The following is a 17,018-nucleotide window of genomic DNA, read 5'->3' as shown; positions in this document are numbered from 1 at the left end:
AGGCGCAAACTGCAGTGATAGCCGTAGCTATCGCGAGGATTTGCAACGCAGCCCTGGGGGTGAGGACGCGATTTCATGTGCAGTTATTTGCGGGACAGCACACTAGAGCAGCGCGATAGTTAGAGCGACATCGACGGCCGCTGCGCCATGGCTGCACGCCAGCGCAGCAGGTGCGGGTGCTGCTCGCCCGGCTTGTGCTTGACCACACGCGCAAAGTCCACCGCCACCACAGCCGTGATGTCGGCCACGCTGAAGCGGTCGGTGGCAATGAAGTCGCGGTCCGCCAAGCGCTCGTTGAGCAGGTTGAAGAACTGCCCCACGCGCACCAGCCCCCGCTCGGCCAGCGCCGGTATTTGCGGGTAGTCCACCGCGCCGGGCAATGCCCGGTTGGCCATGGCGGGCGCGCTGTTGCGCAGCGCCTCGGCAATGGCCAACAGGCCCTCAAACTCCATGCGCCAGTTCCAGCTGGCAATCTCGGCCTTTTCTGCAGGCGTTTCGCCCAGCAATGCAGGCTGCGGGTAGCGCGCCTCGACATACGCGGTGATGGCCGCGTTGTCGGTCAGCAGCAGACCCTCTTCGGTGCGCAGCGCGGGCACCGTGCACTGCGGGTTGATCTGGCGGTAGGCATCGCCCAGTTGCTCGCCATTGCGCAGGTCCACCTGCACGGTGTCGTGGGCCACACCCTTTTCTGCCAGCAGGATGCGCGCGCGGCGCGGGCTGGGCGCGGTGGCGCAGTCGTACAAAGTGATCATGGTGACGCCTTGCAAAAACACTCAGCGTGCGGGTGAAGAAGCTGCTGCCGCAGCCTCGATCTTGTCCTGCGTCTTGGTGTCAAAGTCGCTGGCGTCATGCCGCTCGCGCAACTGGCTGGCCAGGTCGCCCTGCACGCGGTTCACCTTGCGCCCCCGCTGCACCGCCGGGCGCTTGGCGATCTGCTCGGCCCAGCGCACCACATGCATGTATTCGTGCACCTGCAAAAACTCGCCCGCATTGTAGGCCTGCCCTTTCACCAGCAAGCCATACCAGGGCCAGATTGCAATATCCGCCACCGTGTACTCATTGCCCGCCACGTACTCGGTCACTGCCAGGCGCTGGTTCAGCACATCGAGCTGGCGCTTGGCCTCCATCGCATAGCGGTCGATCGCGTACTCGATCTTGACCGGCGCGTAGGCATAAAAATGCCCAAACCCTCCCCCCACAAACGGCGCACTGCCCATCTGCCAGAACAGCCACGACAGGCATTCGGCCCGCGCCGCGCCGTCTTTGGGCAAGAAGGCGCTGCCGAACTTCTCGGCCAGGTACATCAGGATGGCGCCGGACTCGAACACCCGCACCGGGTTGGCCGGGTCGGTGCGGTCCAGCAGCGCGGGGATCTTGGAATTAGGGTTCACAGACACGAACCCGCTGCCAAACTGCTCGCCCTCGTTGATACGAATCAGCCACGCGTCGTACTCCGCCCCGCTGTGGCCCAGTGCCAGCAGCTCTTCCAGCATCACGGTCACCTTCACGCCATTGGGCGTGCCCAGCGAATACAGCTGCAGCGGGTGGCGCCCTACGGGCAGTTCCTTGTCGTGCGTGGCACCGGCAACGGGCCGGTTGATGCTGGCGAACTGGCCGCCGTTTTCCTTGTTCCATTGCCAAATCGCGGGTGGGGTGTAGGGGGTGGACATGCGGACTCCAGGCTAAATATTGAGATATGGGCAGATGCCAGCGATTCCTATTTCGGGGCCGGAACTGACTTCGGTATCTTCCCAGGCTTGTCGTATTCGATCTTGCTATCACCAACAGCTAACGAAATTTTGGATGCACTACCGACTAGTGCAGAGGCCAGCTCGTCAGCGGGATGAACCGCTGGAGGCCCCTGATCGTTCTGCGTAAATAGGCCTCTGGTGAGACTCTCAATCAGGGGAAGAGGAATAGCAGAGTCGGACTCCTTTCGCCACTCTAGGCACGTTTCCACCACCCAGTTCGCACGATTTACGTCCAAGTGAAACTGTTTGAGCGAGTTCTCAGTGGTTGCAAATTGCTCCGCCCAACGGCTCTGCCAGCGGATGTAGTAGAGGATTGCTCCAACGAGACCAATCGTTAACAAGGAGAAGCGAATCCAAAGTGCAATACGTTCAGTAGACGTGTCATGCAGCATTGATGTTGCAAGCCCTAGATTTGGGGATGCAGCAGATGCAGCCGACGGCCCGGCTTCTCGGAGGTTTGTTACGACCGCGGCGATCGACGACTGCGACTCACTGCTCTTGAAAATTTCAAATCCCGTCAACACCATCAACAGAATAAAAAGAAAAATCAAGCCTCGCATACCCAATTCCACAGGCCTACGAGCATTCCGTGTAGCGTTGGACACGTCAAAATTTTTGACTCGCTCGGTTACATCGTTGAGCATGCCATCACGAATCTTTCGACGCGCGAATGTGTTGTCGCTGTCATCCAGCTCCTGAGCGCGACGCTGAAGCTCCTCGTGCCTTTCTTGCAAGTCGGCTTGCCGTCTGTTGACCTCCTCATCAGCAGCGCGCTGCTTAGCTAAGTACGCCGCCTCCAAGTCTTCGGTCTTCTGTCGCACAGAATCATCGAGCTGCTGGCGAACTTGGATCGTCTGCGCAAAAAGCTCTTCGAGCTGCTTTTGAAGTCGGGCAAATGTTGACTCTTGGATGGCTTGTTGTGCCAAAACTGCGTCGCTAGCTTTGGCTGATCTCGGTACAGAGACAGGGCGAAAAGCCGCAAGAACTGCGGCTGCTGCCTTCAGGCGTCCTGGATCAACGCCATTAAGGTCAATCAAAAGGTCATCAAGCACGGGGGACTTTTGAGCTGGGTCTCCAGTACTTCCGCCCCTGTAGTAAGTTACAGATATCCCGCCAATACCTGCAGTGAAATGGTCAATGAGTTCACTGTTTAGGGCAATGACCTGCTGCCAGGCAGGCAGCGCTGGTTCACCGGGAAACCTCACAGATCCCAGCCCATGCTGCATCGCATTGGCGGAGACATCGAAATCGCCAAACTCTTTGCCAAGTTTGGTCAACACGTGCACGATTTGAACGTCTGTCACACGCGGAATTTTGTAGAGCTGATTCGGCATACGTTCCCTCCCATGCTATGGAGCGCGACAGACAGTTCCAGTCCGTCGGCCACGGTCGCTCAATGCGCCTTATCCCAATTAGCCCCCACCCCCACCTCGGCCAACAACGGCACCTTCAGCGCCGCCACCTCCGCCATCAGGCGCGGGATGTGGGTCTTGAGCCAGTCCACCTCACCCTCCGGCAACTCAAACACCAGTTCATCGTGCACCTGCATGATCATCTTGATGTCCGGCTTGTGCGCGTCCAGCTCCTTCTGCACCGCCACCATGGCCAGCTTGATCAGGTCGGCCGCCGTGCCCTGCATGGGTGCGTTGATGGCCGCACGCTCGGCCCCGGCGCGGCGGGGGCCGTTGGGGGAGTTGATTTCGGGCAGGTACAGGCGACGGCCAAACACGGTTTCGACATAGCCCATGGACTTGGCGGCGGCCTTGGTCTCGTCCATGTACTGCTTCACGCCAGGGTAGCGCTGGAAGTATTTGTCGATGTAGGCGGCGGCGGCCTTGGTCTCGATGCCTAAGTTCTTGGCCAGGCCAAAGCTGCTCATGCCGTAGATGAGGCCGAAGTTGATGACCTTGGCATAGCGGCGTTGCTCGCTGGTGACCTGGTCCACTTCCACCCCGAACACTTCAGCGGCGGTGGCGCGGTGCACGTCCAGCCCGGCGTGGAAGGCGTGCAGCAGCGAGTGGTCGCCGCTCAGGTGGGCCATGATGCGCAGCTCGATCTGGGAGTAGTCGGCGCTGGCAATCACCCGGCCTGCGGGCGCCACAAAGGCCTCGCGCACGCGGCGGCCTTCGGGCGTGCGGATGGGGATGTTCTGCAGGTTGGGGTCGTTGCTGGACAAGCGCCCGGTCACCGCCACAGCCTGCGCGTAGTGCGTGTGCACGCGGCCTGTACGTGGCAGGGCCAGTTGCGCCAGCTTGTCGGTGTAGGTGCCTTTGAGCTTGACGAGGCTGCGGTGCTCCAGCAGCTTGGCGGGCAGGGGGTAGTCCTCGGCCAGCTTTTCCAGCACTTCTTCGTCGGTGCTGCGGGCGCCGGTGGCGGTCTTCTTCACCACGGGCATGCCCAGCTTGTCGAAGAAGATTTCGCCCAGTTGCTTGGGGCTGCTCAGGTTGAAGGGCTGGCCCGCAATTTCGTACGCCTCGGTTTCGAGCTGCAGGATGCGCTGGCCCAGCTCGTGGCTTTGTGCGGCCAGCGTGGGCGCGTCGATCAGCACGCCGTTGCGTTCGATGCGGTACAGGGCCTCGCTGCTTTGCATCTCCAGCTCGTAGATGAAGCGCAGTTTGTCATCGGCCTGCAGCAGGGGCCACAAGGCGTTATGCACGTCCAGGGTCTGGTCGGAGTCTTCACACGAGTAGGCGGCTGCTTTGTCCACCGGCACTTGCGCAAACGGGATCTGGTGCGCGCCTTTGCCGCACAGGTCTTCGTAGGTGATGCCTTTGCGGCCGGTGTGGCGCTCGGCCAGGCTGGTCAGGTTGTGGGGCTTGTGCACTTCCAGCACGTAGCTTTGCAGCATGGTGTCGTGCGCGTAGCCCTGCACCTCGATGCCGTGGTTGGCAAACACATGGCGGTCGTACTTGATGTGCTGACCCAGCTTATGGTGCTTGGGGTTTTCCAACCAGGGCTTGAGGCGGGCGAGCACATCATCCAGCGGCAGTTGCGCGGGCGCGTCGGGGCCTTCGTGGCGCAGGGGGATGTAGGCGGCCTCGCCGGGCTGTACGCTGAAAGAGATGCCGACGATTTGCGCACGCATTTCGTCGAGGGAGTCGGTCTCGGTGTCGATGGCCGCGAGTGGGGCTTTGTGCAGGCGCTCCAGCCACTGGTCAAAGTCCGCCCAGTTCAGGATGGTGTCGTACACCACGGTGCGGTGCTGGGCTTCTTCGGCCACGGTGCTGGCGGAGTGGTCGGCAAACAGATCGCCGCTCTGGCCGGGCATGGCGACGGTGGGGGCTGTAGCCGCTGGGGCGGCTGCACCCTTGATGGCAGCGGCCAGGCCCTTGAAGCCGTATTGTTCGTAAAACGGCAGCAGGCCGGCGTTGTCTGGCGCGTCGAGCGTGATGTCATCAAACCCAGGCAGGCCGGGGATGTAGTCGGCCAGCGCGCAGTCGGTCTTCATGGTGACGAGCTGGCGGCTCAAGGCCAGCTGGCCGCTGGCAATGGCCTCGCGCAGGTTGTTGCCCGCCACGCCCTTGATGGCGTCGGCGTTGGCAATCAGGTTGTCGAGCGAGCCATATTCCTCCAGCCACTTGGCGGCCGTCTTGGGCCCCACCTTGGTCACGCCGGGCACGTTGTCCACGGTGTCGCCCACCAGGGCCTGGTAGTCCACCATCAGCGCAGGCGGCACGCCAAACTCTGCCGTCACGCCCGCCACATCGCGGCGCTTGCCGCTCATGGTGTCGATGATGGTGATGTGCTCGTTGACGAGTTGGCTCAAATCTTTGTCGCCGCTGGACACAATGACCTCAATGCCCTGTGCGGCCGCCACGTGGGCCAAGGTGGCGATCACGTCGTCGGCCTCCACGCCGGGCACGGCCACTACCTTCCAGCCCAGCAGGTCCACCACCTGGTGGATGGGCTCGATCTGGCTGCGCAGGTCGTCGGGCATGGGCGAGCGCGTGGCCTTGTATTCGGTGTACAGGGCGTCGCGGAAGGTGGGGCCCGAGGCGTCGAACACGCAGACGGCGTAGTCGGCAGTCACCTCTTTGCGCAGGGCCTGCATCATGTTGATCATGCCGCGAATGGCACCGGTGGCAGGGCTTGTGGGGTCGCCCGGCACCGCCCGCAGGTCGGGCATGGCGTGGAAGGCGCGGTAGAGGTAGCTGGAGCCGTCCACCAGCACCAGGGTCTTTTTGTCAGTCATGCACGGATTGTGCACGGCCGGACTCCACCCAGGCAGCGCTCTACAATCGCCCGATGCGTGCTCTCTACCTCCTTTTGCTGCTGGGCATTGCCTCCGGCACCGCCCTGGCCCAAAATTCAAGCCAAAATGCCCCTCAGGGCACGACGGAAAAGCGCGAAGCGCTCTCAAATCAAGAGCAACCTGCAGGCCGCACCAACCAGCGCACCGAGCGCATCCAGGTGGAAGACGCGGGCAGCCGCGTTGATGAGCTGCGTGTGGGCGGGCAAACACAGACGATTTCGGTGCAGCCCAAGACCGGCAACATGCCCGGCTATGAAGTGCAGTCGCCCGATGGCGCACGCAGCCGCGCAGGCAGCAACAGCGGCGCCGAGACCACCACTGCCCCGCGTGTCTGGAACGTGCTGAAGTTCTGAGCTCCCTGCGGCGACTGCGGTATTTGGCAGCGCCCCCGCGCGGCCCCCATGAAGCCGCAGCACGCCCTGCCCTTCTTCTGCCAGTTTTTCATTTCTTTGTAACCCCCCTGAGCGATGGCCGTTTTTACCGAAGTCTCCAACACCGAGGCGCGCGAGCTGCTGCGCCGTTTGCAACTGGGTGAGCTGGTAGAGCTGCGCGGCATTGAGGGTGGCATCGAGAACACCAACTACTTTCTGACCAGCGATCAGGGCGAGTTCGTGCTCACGCTGTTCGAGCGCCTCACGGCGGCACAACTGCCGTTCTACCTGTACCTGATGAAACACCTGGCGCACGGCGGCGTGCCCGTGCCCGACCCGCGTGCTGACAAGAACGGCGACATCCTGCTCACCGTATGTGGCAAACCCGCTGCGGTGGTGAACAAGCTGCGCGGCAAAAGCCAGCTCGCACCCCAGGGCGTGCACTGCGCGGCCGTGGGCACCATGCTGGCCCGCATGCACCTGGCGGGGCGTGGGTTTGACCGGCACCAGCCCAACTTGCGCGGCCTGCCCTGGTGGAACGAAACCGTGCCCGTGGTGCTGCCCCACATCGATTCGGCCCAGGCCGCCCTGCTGCGGTCCGAGCTGGCCTACCAGAACCATGTGGCGGCCAGCGCAGCGTATGCCGCACTGCCCAGGGGCCCCGTGCACGCCGACCTGTTCCGCGACAACGTGATGTTCGATGGCGAGGAGCTCACGGGTTTCTTCGACTTCTACTTTGCGGGCGTGGACACCTGGCTGTTTGACCTGGCGGTGTGTCTGAACGACTGGTGCATCGACCTGGCCACCGGCGCGCACGACGCAGAGCGCGCCATCCGCATGCTGGACGCCTACCAGGCAGTGCGCCCGCTCAACGCGGCCGAACGCGAACTGCTGCCTGCCATGCTGCGCGCCGGTGCCTTGCGGTTCTGGATCTCGCGCCTGTGGGACTTTTACCTGCCGCGCGAAGCCTCAATGCTCACGCCGCACGACCCCACCCATTTCGAGCGCGTCTTGCGTGCTCGCCTTGCACACCCAGTGCACGCCTGAGCCCTTGTGCAGTGGCCGGAATGGGCCGCTGGGGTAAATTCCAAGCTATTGCACTGCCATGGGCGGCCTTCTGGCTGCCGGCAATGCCCGGGCGCAGGCCCCACCTTTCTTCAGCAGCACCTTCATGAAACTCCACATCGTCCCCGCCCGCACTGGCATGACCTGGGTCAAGCTTGGTATACGGACGTTCTGGAAGCAGCCCATGGCATTGGCAGCGCTGTTTTTCATGACCATGGCGTCCATGTCGCTGGCCTCCATGATTCCACTGGTCGGCCCTGCGGTGGCGCTGATGCTGCTGCCATCGGCCACCCTGGCCATGATGGTGGCGGCAGCGCAAGCCTCGCAGGGGCGGTTTCCCACACCGGCCGTGCTGCTGGTGGCGTTTCGCACCGGGCAGCAGCGGCTGCGTGACATGCTGGTGCTGGGTGCCCTGTATGCGGCTTGCTTTCTGGCGGTAATGGGCCTGTCGGCCCTGATCGACGGCGGGCAGTTCGCCAAGGTGTACCTGGGCGGTGCCCAGCTCAGCAAGGAAGTGGCCGAAGACCCAGCGTTCCAGAGCGCGATGTGGCTCTCCATGGTGCTGTACCTGCCGCTGTCGCTGCTGTTCTGGCATGCCCCGGGGCTGGTGCACTGGCATGGCGTGCCGCCGGTCAAGGCGCTGTTCTTCAGCATCGTGGCCTGTGTGCGCAACTTCAGCGCATTCCTGGTCTATGGACTGGGTTGGCTGGGCGTGTTTCTGCTGGGGGGGCTGGTGGTGGCGCTGGTGTCGGCACTGCTGGCCACGGCGGGGCTTGCGGCATCGGCGGCTGGCGGCATCATGGTGGGTGCCGCGTTGATGATGGCGGCGATGTTCTTCACGTCGGTGGTGTTCACCTTCCGTGACAGCTACGAGCCCCCTTCAACCCCAGAACCCGAGCCGCCCCATGACACACCACCACCCGACTCCCCTGCTCCTGGGCCGGACTGACAACGAGCTTCTCTGGCACCGGCGGCGCAGCCTGTTGCAGGCCGCCGCCGCGTGGGTGGCCGCAGGCGGGTGGATGGCTGCGCAGGCGCAATCGCGCAGCAACATCGTCGAAGTGCGCGGGGATGTGCTGCGCAATGGGCAGGCGCTGACGGCACAGGGCAGCATCGCCGCCGGTGACCGCATCGAAACGGGGCCGGGCTCCACTGCCGTCTTTGCCGTGGGCAACAGCGCTTTCATGGTGCGGCAGAACACACGCCTGGCGCTGGAGGGCGACACGCCGACCGCCGTCAAGGTGCTGCGAGTGCTGACCGGCGCGGTGGCCAGCGTGTGGGGGCAAGGCACCGACCGGCAGGTGATTTTGCCCACCGCCACGGCGGGAATCCGGGGCACCGGTGTGTATGCCGAGGTGTTCCCCGAGCTGGACCACCGGGGCTACTTCTGCAACTGCTATGGAACGGTGGACCTGGCCGCTGGCAACGAAAGCGTGGTCAGCCAGTCGGTCTACCACCAGTCGTTCTGGGCCGAGCCTGCGCCGCGCGACGGCCGCCTTCTGACCCCTGCTGGTGCCATCAACCACACCGACGAAGAGCTGGAGTTTCTGGCCGGCCTCATCGGCCAGCGCACGGCCTGGCAGATTGCCGGGCGCAAGGGCACCAAAGACGGCAGCGGGCAGATGAACTACCCAGCGCCCGGCGGCACAACACCAGGAACCACGCCGCCAGCACCCCCCGCCCCCACCCGCGCCGTGCCACCGCCCCCCGGCGACACCAGCACCTACTGACCCGCCGACCACACCCCTGGAAACGCGCCCACCGCAACGGACAAGGCCCGCCGGCCAGTGGTTTGCCCTGTTGGTGGCAACCCTCTGGCCAGCGGGCCGGGTCGGTCAAAAAACGAACTAACGGGGGATCAGGTCCCGATCACGCCGCCGTCGTTCTTGGTGATCACGATGGTGGCAGAGCGGGGGCGCTTGCCTGCGCCGTAACCTGCGTTGGCGGGCCACTGGCTCTGGTACTTGGTGGCGTCGCCCACATTGGACAAGGCGGTGCCTTCACCGGGGTGCTGAATGTTCACGAAAATGGCCTTGCCGTCGGGCGTTTCGGCCACCCCGGTGATTTCGCTGCCCTTGGGGCCGACCAGGAAACGCTTGAGCGTGCTTTCAGTGGCAGCCTTGCCCACGGGGGTCACGATGTCCAGCTTGGTGCCGTCGGTCTTGGTGTAGCTCAGCGTCTTCTTGCCGCCGTCACCCACCTGGCCGGGCACAGCGGCCAGCATCATGCAGTTGGTCACGTCGGTGTAGGCGCCGTCGTCCGTCTGGATCCAGCAGATGCCGGTGGCCTTGCTGAAGGCCAGGCCATCGGGGCTGGAGAAGTCCTGGTCAGCAGTCAGCGACGAGATGTTGACCAGCGCCTTGTCGGCCCCGGCTTCGGCGCCGAACAGGTACACGTCCCAGGTAAAGGCCGAGACCGAGGCGCCTTCTTTCATGCGCACCAGGTGGCCATTGGGGTTGCCGGTCTGTGCCGAGGTGCCCTTCATGTCGGTGTAGGCACGCGGGTTGGCGGCGTCTGGCAGGTACTGGCTACCCGTGGGGTTCACACTGCGGTTGCTGTTGTTGGTCAGCGTGAAATAGATCTCGCCGTTGGCGGGGTTCACGGCGTTCCATTCGGGGCGGTCCATCTTGGTGGCGCCCACGGCATCCGCCGCCAGACGGGTGTTGATGGCGATGTCGGCTGCATCGGCAAACTTGTAGGCTGCATAGCCGCTGATGGCGGTGTTGGCCAGCGCCAGCTCGACCCAGGTGCCCGTGCCATCGGCATTGAACTTGGCCACATACAGCTTGCCGCTGTCCAGGTACTTGTCGCCCACGGCCATGCGGTCGGCGGCATTGGCATCGGCGGCATTCCACAGCGCGGTGGACACAAACTTGTAGATGTATTCGCCGCGCGAATCGTCACCCATGTACACCGACAGCGGCTTGCCTGCCTCAACCTTGCCAAACGCCGCGCTTTCGTGCGCAAAGCGGCCCAGGCCCGTGCGCTTCTTGGCCATGCGGGTCTTGTCGTAGGCATCGATCTCGACGATGTAGCCCATGCCATTCATCTCGTTGCGGTAGTCGTCGCTGCCGTCCACCGAGGTGCCGGTCTTGCTGTTGTTCCAGCGCTGGTACTGGTCGGCGGCGCCGCCACTCTCCCAGCCGTGGCGCGATGCAGCACCCTGGTTGCGGCCATAGCGCTTGAGGGCCGTGACGCTCTTGTCGTTGCCGCGTGCGGCATCGTCGGCAGCGCCACGCGTGAAGTAGCCAAACCAGTTTTCCTCACCGGTGAGGAACGTGCCCCAAGGCGTCTTGCCCGTGCCGCAGTTGTTCAGCGTGCCGCGTGTGGTGGTGCCCGTGGGGGAGAACTTGGTGATCATCTGCGCATTGCCACGCGCAGGGCCCGAGATCTCGATGGGGCTCAGTGCCGTGAGGCGGAAGTTGAGCGCAGAGTTCTGCACGTAGGCCCACTTGCCACCCGACTTGGCGACTTCGATCACGGCAATGCCGTGGATCGCCGTTTCCTTGTCGATTTCGGCCGCAGGGCGTGGCAAGGTGGTCGTGCCGCCGTTGGCATGCAGGAAGTGGGATGACAGCTTTTCGTCGGTGGTGGCTTCGTGGTTGATGGCCAGCAGCCCGCGCTCGATGGCGTTGTCGTTGCGCTTGCCGTCAGCACCCAGGCCAAACCATTCCATGCCGTCGTGGTGGTCACCACCGCGCTTGTCGAAGTCACCATCGGTGCCATCGTTCTTGTAGGCAGCCACGCCTGCTGCAATGGGGTCGCCCAGCGCAAACAGCACACTGGCGGTGTAGCCTGCAGGCACGGCCACCACGTCGGCCAGGCTCTTGGGCACCGCGCCAAAGCCCAGCAGCTTGGGGCCGGCAGGGGGTGGAGTCACTGCAGGGTCGTCGCTGCCGCCGCAGGCCGACACGCCAAAGCCCGCCAGCACCGTGGTGCCCACCGTGCCCACGCTGCCCCGCAGAAGGCCACGGCGCGACAGGCGAGCGCCCAGCACCGCATCAAAGCTGGGGTTGGCAGAGGTGTTGGAGTTCTCGTTGTTGAAGTCAATCGCCTGCTCTGGCGCAGCCACACGGTGGTTCATGGGGTTCCTCGGGTTGTTGGTTACAAAACCCATGGAGCGTAGAAACCGTGGGTGACATCGCCGTGAAGCTTTTGCGGCGGTTTGATGACAGTCGGTCCCTGCTAGCTGGTGGTCGCACCAGAGGTGGATATACACAAATACGAATCACTACTATTTGTATAATCAAAACCTGCCCTCGCCCACCCAGCCACGCCCTCGCACCTTGTGGTGCACAGGCTCCCTCAGCCAGTGCGGCCCCTTCGTTGACCACCGCAGCGCCCTTGCAGGCCCAACCGCCTTCCATGCCATGGCCTGCGCGCCCCTTTGCCCCGGAGACCTCTGCATGCCCCATTCCTTTCTGAAGACCTCGGTCCTGGTGGCCGCTTTGGCTCTGTGCACCTATGGCACTCACGCAGCAGCGCAGACAGGTGGGGCGCCGGCCCCGTCGGCCAACGCACAGGCGGTGAACACCAACATGGTGGCCGCGCACTACGGCCACCTGGTGCATGCCAGCTACACCGACACGCTGAATGCCGCCAAGGCCCTGCAGACCGCTGTGCAGGCCTTCACCGCCAAGCCCTCTGCAGAAACGCTGGCCGAAGCCCGCAAGACCTGGTTGGCCGCACGCGAGTTCTACGGCCAGACGGAGGCCTTCCGCTTCTACGGCGGCCCCATTGACAACGACAACGGCCCGGAAGGCCGCATCAACGCCTGGCCCATGGACGAATCGTTTGTGGACAGCGTAGAAGGCAAGTCCGGTGCCGGGCTGGTGAACAACCGCAAGTTCACCATCAACAAGAAGAACCTGTCCGCGCAGAACGAGCGTGGCGGCGAGGAAAACATTGCCACTGGCTGGCACGCCATCGAGTTCTTCCTGTGGGGCCAGGACCTGTCAGACAGCGGCCCGGGCAACCGCAGCTTTGAAGACTTTGTGGATGGCAAGACCCCCAATGCCGACCGCCGCCGCCAATACCTGAACCTGGTGACAGAGCTGCTCATCGACGACCTCACCACGCTGGTGAAGGCCTGGGCGCCAGATGCCAAGAACAACTACCGCGCCCGCTTCGTCAAAGGCGGCCAGGAATCGGTGCGCAAGATGCTGGTGGGCCTGGGCTCGCTGTCGCGCGGCGAACTGGCCGGCGAACGGCTGGAAGTGGCGCTGAACAGCCAGGACCAGGAAGACGAGCACTCGTGCTTTTCGGACAACACCCACCGCGATGCGGTGACCAACGCACTGGGCATCCAGAACGTGTGGCTGGGCCAGTACAAGCAGGCCAACGGCACGGTGCTGCAAGGCCCGTCGCTGCGTGACCTGGTCGCCGCCAGGGACGCCGCGCTGGCCGACATGACCACGCAGCAGATCGCCGCATCGGTGGTCGCCGCAGAAGGCATTCAGGCCCCGTTCGATCGCGAAATCATCGGCGGCAAGGACGCCCCGGGCCGCCAGCGCATCCAGAAGACCATCGACAGCCTCACACAACAAAGCAAGGACCTGGTCGCTGCCGCCAACGCCATTGGCATCACCAAGTTGACGCTGGTCCAGCCTTGAACATGCAGATCTCGCGAGCCAAACGCCGCCAGCGCGCTGTGCGCCTGGCGGCTGCCAGCACCGCCATCGTCGCACTCGCCGGCTTCGGCAGCCTGGGCATTCCATCGCTGACGGCAACCCCCCAGCCCGACCCGCAGGGCGAAAAAACCGGCGGCGAGACCACCGTATTCGCCACCGGGCGCAATGCCTTCTCGTTCCCAGCCGCCAACCTGACCGATGAGGAACGCACGCGCTTTGTCATCGGCAACTCGTTCTTTCGCCGCAACTGGGTCGAGGCCCCTGCCTCCACCAAGGCCCGTGATGGCCTGGGTCCGCACTTCATCGCGCGCTCGTGCGGTGGCTGCCATGTGCAGGACGGCCGGGGCGAGCCGCCAGCGATCTTCAACCGCCTGGGCGAGACCAAGGACCCGACCGTGGCCCTGCTGATCCGCCTGTCCATCCCCGGCAAAGACGCGCATGGCGGGCCCCAGCCCGAGCCGGTGTATGGAGACCAGTTCAACAACGCGGCCATCCAGGGCGTCAGCCCTGAAGGGCGCGTCACGCTGCGCTACGAAACGATCAAAGGCCAGTTTGCCGACGGCACGCCCTACACACTGCAAAAGCCCGTGTATGGCTTCGCCGACCTGGGCTACGGCCCCATGCACCCGGACGTGATGAGCAGCCCGCGCATTGCGCCGCAGATCATCGGCGTGGGCCTCCTCGAAGCGATTGCCGAGGCCGACATCCTGGCCAACGCAGCCGACCAGGCCGCCGCGCCCGGCCCCATCAAAGGCCAAGCCAACAAAGTGTGGGACGCGCCCTCGGGCAGCATGATGACAGGGCGATTTGGCTGGAAGGCCAATGTGGCCAGCATCGCGCACCAGACGGGTGGCGCCTTTCTGGGCGATATGGGCATCACGTCCCGCCACTTCGCGCACGAGACCTGCACCCCCGCACAAAAGGACTGCTTGGCTGCACCCAGCGGCAAAAGTGGCAAGGAGGGCGCCAGCGTGCAAGGCCAGCCGGCTGTGGAGATCGACGACAAGACCCTCGCCGACGTGATCTTCTACCAAGCCACGCTGGCACCGCCCGCGCGCCGTAACGTCAACGACGTGCAGGTGCAACGCGGTCAGGCCTTGTTTGCCCAGGCCCAGTGCGCCACCTGCCACCGGCCCAGCTACGTGACCAAGGAAGGCCCCTTCCCCACGCTGACCAGCAAAGCCCTGAACGGCCAGCGCATCTGGCCCTACACCGACCTGCTGCTGCACGACATGGGCGAACGCCTGGCCGACAACCGGCCCGACTTTGGCGCCAACGGCCGCCAGTGGAAGACTCCCGCATTGTGGGGCACCGGCCTGATCAAGGACGTGAACGGCCACACGCGCCTGCTGCACGACGGCCGCGCGCGCGGCGTGCTGGAGGCGGTGCTGTGGCACGGCGGCGAGGCCGAAGCAGCCAAGGACCATGTGCTGAAAATGAAGAAGGCCGACCGCGATGCGCTGGTGAAATTTGTGGAGTCGCTATGAGTATTGACCCCCACGCTCCGCCGCTGCGCGGGTCGCTGCCCCCCGAGGGAGCCGCGTTTTCATCTTGGGGCGGCCCGGCGATGAAAACCAGCCCCCACGCTCCGCCGCTGCGCGGGTCGCTGCCCCCCGAGGGGGGCGCGTTTTCATCTTGGGGCGGCCCGGCGATGAAAACATCCCTCCTTGCTGCCGCCCTGCTGCTGACCGCACTGCCCCCCATAGCGACGCAGGCCCAGACGGCCGCAGCCGCCCCCGCCTGGCAGCGCGATGCCGTGCCGTTCTACGACACCGTACACGCGCTGCAGGGCATCTACGGGCATTGGGCCCTGCCCCGCGCCAAAGACTTTGACCAGAGCGCCCGCGCCCTGGCGCCCGCCGTGGCCGCACTGTGCCAGGCCCCGGCCAGTGACAGCAAGACGGCTCTGGCCGCCGCGCGCACAGCTTGGCAGGCCACAGCGCGCGCATGGGAGCAGCTGACCGCTGTGTCGATAGGCCCCGTCATCGCCCGCCGCAGCCAGCGCGCCATCGACTTCACACCCACCCGCCCCGCGCTGATCGAAAAAGCCATCGCCGCCCAGCCCCAAGGCGCCAAGGCGTTCGAGCGCATCGGCACCCCCGCCAAGGGCCTGCCCGCGCTGGAATGGCTGCTGTGGACCCGCCCCGTGCAGCCCGGCAGCCCTGCCTGCAGCTACGCACACGAAGTGGCGCAGGACGTGGCCCGCGAATCCGCCGCCTTGCAAGCCGCCTTCACCACCGCCGCAGGCACCGACTGGGGCGCCGAGGACGAACAGGAGCAGTCCACCCAGGCCATCAGCGAGTTTGTGAACCAATGGGTGGGCGGCATCGAACGCCTGCGCTGGGCGCAGATGGAAAAGCCCTTGCGCGCCGCTGGATCGGGATCTGGCAGCCGCACCCCCGACTACCCCCGTTCTGCCAGCGGCGACACCCTGGCCGCCTGGGCCGCCACCTGGGCAGGCCTGCGCAGCGTGACCGCCCTGCCTGCGAACGCCGCCACACCCGCGCCCGGCGAGGCGCTGGTGCCGCTGGAGATGTATTTGCGCGGCAAGGGCCTGAACCCGCTGGCCGACAAACTGCACCAAGCCGCCAGCAAGGTCGATGCATCGATGGCGCAGGTGCAAAAAGCGGGCGTGCAGAACAAGGCGTCCATCCAGCAAACCGCCAAGGACCTGACCGCACTCAAGTTTCTGGCCGAATCCGAAGTGGCACCGGCGCTGCAGGTGAGCATTGGTTTTTCTGACGCCGATGGTGATTGACCTCCACCGCCGCCAAACGCTGGCAGGGCTGGCCGCGCTGGCAGGCCTGGGAGCGTGGGCGTTCGCTCCGGCCTCCGCGTTCGCCAGAAACAACGGCACCATGCAATTGGCTGCCGCCTGGGAGCGCGAGGGCAGCTTTCACATCGGGCTGCTGTCCACGCAACCGGGCGCCGGGCAGCCGTTGCAGATCCACGCGTCGCTCGAAGTCCCCACCCGCGCCCACGGCCTCTTTGTGCTGCCCGATGGCTCGGTGCTGGCCACCGCCCGCCGCCCCGGCGACTGGCTGGTTCGTTGGTGGCCCGGCCAACGCACCGAGCCGCAATGGCTGTGGCAGGACGGTGAGCGCAGCTTCAACGGCCATGTCATCGCCAGCGCAGACGGGGCCCGTTTGTTCACCACCGAAACGGATGCAGAAACCGGCGCCAGCTGGGTCGGCGTGCGCGACGCCCGCACCCTGCAAAAAATCGCCGAATGGCCCACCCACGGCATCGACGCCCATGAGCTGACCTGGGACACGCGCACCACCAACCACGGCGCGCCCACCCTCATCGTTGCCAACGGCGGCGTACCCACCGCGCCCGAAACCGGCCGCGTCAAGCGCGACCTGCAAACCATGGATTCGTCCATCGTGCGGCTGGACGGCCACACCGGCCGCCTGCTGGGCCAATGGCGCCTGCAAGATCAGCGCCTGAGCCTGCGTCATCTGGCCTGGGCCCCCGATGATCGGACCCTGGGCATCGCCCTGCAGGCCGAGCATGACCACAGCACCGCCAAAGACGCCGCCCCCGTGCTGGCCCTGTTCGACGGCACCGCTCTGCGGGTGGTGCCCACGCCCGAGCACATCGCGCAAAGCATCCACGGCTACGGCGGCAGCGTGGCCGCCACACCTGCGGGCTGGGCCGTCAGCTGCCCGCGCGCCAATGGCATTGCCACGTACACGCCGCAGGGCGAATGGCGCGGGCTGGTGCCGCTGCCCGACGTCTGCCCGCTGGCTGTGCACGGCGGCGCGCTGTGGGCGGGCGGTTTGGGCGCCAGCCTGCAGAACGCGCAGGCCGCAGCACCTGTGAGCCACGCGCATGGCCGCAGCCTGCGAGGCGTGCGGCTGGACAATCACTGGGTGTTGGCATCGTAGAAAATTGAAGCCAAAAGTGCCTCTAGCGCTTGTTGGATAAGCGCTAGCAGCTATAAATA

The 17,018-nt window shown here is 64.9% G+C and carries 13 protein-coding genes; 8 read left to right on the top strand and 5 right to left on the bottom strand.

The genetic code is table 11. The features are described from left to right. Nucleotides 1-119: 119 nt before the first annotated feature. From C8C93_RS01620 to polA, 4 genes are read right to left on the bottom strand one after another with little or no spacing between them, the layout of a single operon-like run. Nucleotides 120-752, bottom strand: a complete 633-nt coding sequence (locus C8C93_RS01620; protein ID WP_121508617.1) for a glutathione S-transferase family protein — start codon at nt 750-752, stop codon at nt 120-122. 21 nt (nt 753-773) lie between these two features. Then, nucleotides 774-1,670 carry a glutathione-dependent disulfide-bond oxidoreductase gene (gene yghU, locus C8C93_RS01615; protein WP_121505695.1) on the bottom strand — a complete coding sequence of 299 codons (897 nt, stop codon included), beginning with the start codon at nt 1,668-1,670 and terminating at the stop codon, nt 774-776. Between the two features lie 47 nt (nt 1,671-1,717). Further along, the gene (locus C8C93_RS01610) at nt 1,718-3,085 is read right to left on the bottom strand and encodes an OmpH family outer membrane protein (RefSeq protein WP_121505694.1); all 1,368 of its coding nucleotides are present in this window, start codon (nt 3,083-3,085) and stop codon (nt 1,718-1,720) included. 59 nt (nt 3,086-3,144) lie between these two features. After that, nucleotides 3,145-5,943: a DNA polymerase I gene (polA, locus tag C8C93_RS01605; RefSeq protein ID WP_121505693.1), complete on the bottom strand. Its 2,799-nt coding sequence runs from the start codon at nt 5,941-5,943 to the stop codon at nt 3,145-3,147. A 53-nt stretch (nt 5,944-5,996) separates the two neighbouring features. Here polA and C8C93_RS01600 point away from each other — a divergent pair, with 53 nt between their 5' ends. The 4 genes from C8C93_RS01600 (at nt 5,997) to C8C93_RS01585 (ending at nt 9,169) form a co-directional block, all read left to right on the top strand. Next, entirely contained in the window at nt 5,997-6,356 is a 360-nt protein-coding gene (locus C8C93_RS01600) for a hypothetical protein (RefSeq protein ID WP_121505692.1), read from the top strand. Nucleotides 6,357-6,470: 114 nt separating this feature from the next. Further along, nucleotides 6,471-7,421, top strand: a complete 951-nt coding sequence (locus C8C93_RS01595) for a homoserine kinase (protein WP_121505691.1) — start codon at nt 6,471-6,473, stop codon at nt 7,419-7,421. Between the two features lie 124 nt (nt 7,422-7,545). Beyond that, nucleotides 7,546-8,388, top strand: a complete 843-nt coding sequence (locus C8C93_RS01590) for a BPSS1780 family membrane protein (protein WP_121422818.1) — start codon at nt 7,546-7,548, stop codon at nt 8,386-8,388. Beyond that, the gene (locus C8C93_RS01585) at nt 8,345-9,169 is read left to right on the top strand and encodes an iron dicitrate transport regulator FecR (protein WP_121505690.1); all 825 of its coding nucleotides are present in this window, start codon (nt 8,345-8,347) and stop codon (nt 9,167-9,169) included. The genes C8C93_RS01590 and C8C93_RS01585 overlap by 44 nt, the downstream gene beginning before the upstream one ends. Nucleotides 9,170-9,297: 128 nt before the next feature. On the opposite strand, the gene C8C93_RS01580 is transcribed toward C8C93_RS01585, so the two are convergent. After that, nucleotides 9,298-11,523, bottom strand: a complete 2,226-nt coding sequence (locus C8C93_RS01580) for a PhoX family phosphatase (RefSeq protein WP_121505689.1) — start codon at nt 11,521-11,523, stop codon at nt 9,298-9,300. Nucleotides 11,524-11,845: 322 nt separating this feature from the next. On the opposite strand from C8C93_RS01580, the gene C8C93_RS01575 reads away from it, so the two are divergent. From C8C93_RS01575 to C8C93_RS01560, 4 genes are all read left to right on the top strand, one after another. Further along, nucleotides 11,846-13,051 carry an imelysin family protein gene (locus tag C8C93_RS01575; protein ID WP_121505688.1) on the top strand — a complete coding sequence of 402 codons (1,206 nt, stop codon included), beginning with the start codon at nt 11,846-11,848 and terminating at the stop codon, nt 13,049-13,051. Between the two features lie 2 nt (nt 13,052-13,053). Beyond that, complete coding sequence (locus C8C93_RS01570; protein WP_121505687.1) at nt 13,054-14,556, top strand: di-heme oxidoredictase family protein; 1,503 nt, start codon at nt 13,054-13,056, stop codon at nt 14,554-14,556. A gap of 164 nt (nt 14,557-14,720) precedes the next feature. Further along, on the top strand, nt 14,721-15,827 hold the full coding sequence (locus tag C8C93_RS01565; RefSeq protein WP_121508616.1) for an imelysin family protein: 1,107 nt from the start codon (nt 14,721-14,723) through the stop codon (nt 15,825-15,827). Continuing rightward, the gene (locus C8C93_RS01560) at nt 15,817-16,959 is read left to right on the top strand and encodes a DUF1513 domain-containing protein (protein WP_121505686.1); all 1,143 of its coding nucleotides are present in this window, start codon (nt 15,817-15,819) and stop codon (nt 16,957-16,959) included. The genes C8C93_RS01565 and C8C93_RS01560 overlap by 11 nt, the downstream gene beginning before the upstream one ends. Nucleotides 16,960-17,018 lie beyond the last annotated feature (59 nt).

Source organism: Acidovorax sp. 93, from assembly GCF_003633835.1.
Lineage (GTDB): Bacteria > Pseudomonadota > Gammaproteobacteria > Burkholderiales > Burkholderiaceae_C > Acidovorax > Acidovorax facilis.
This window is presented reverse-complemented; position numbering and strand designations above follow the sequence as displayed.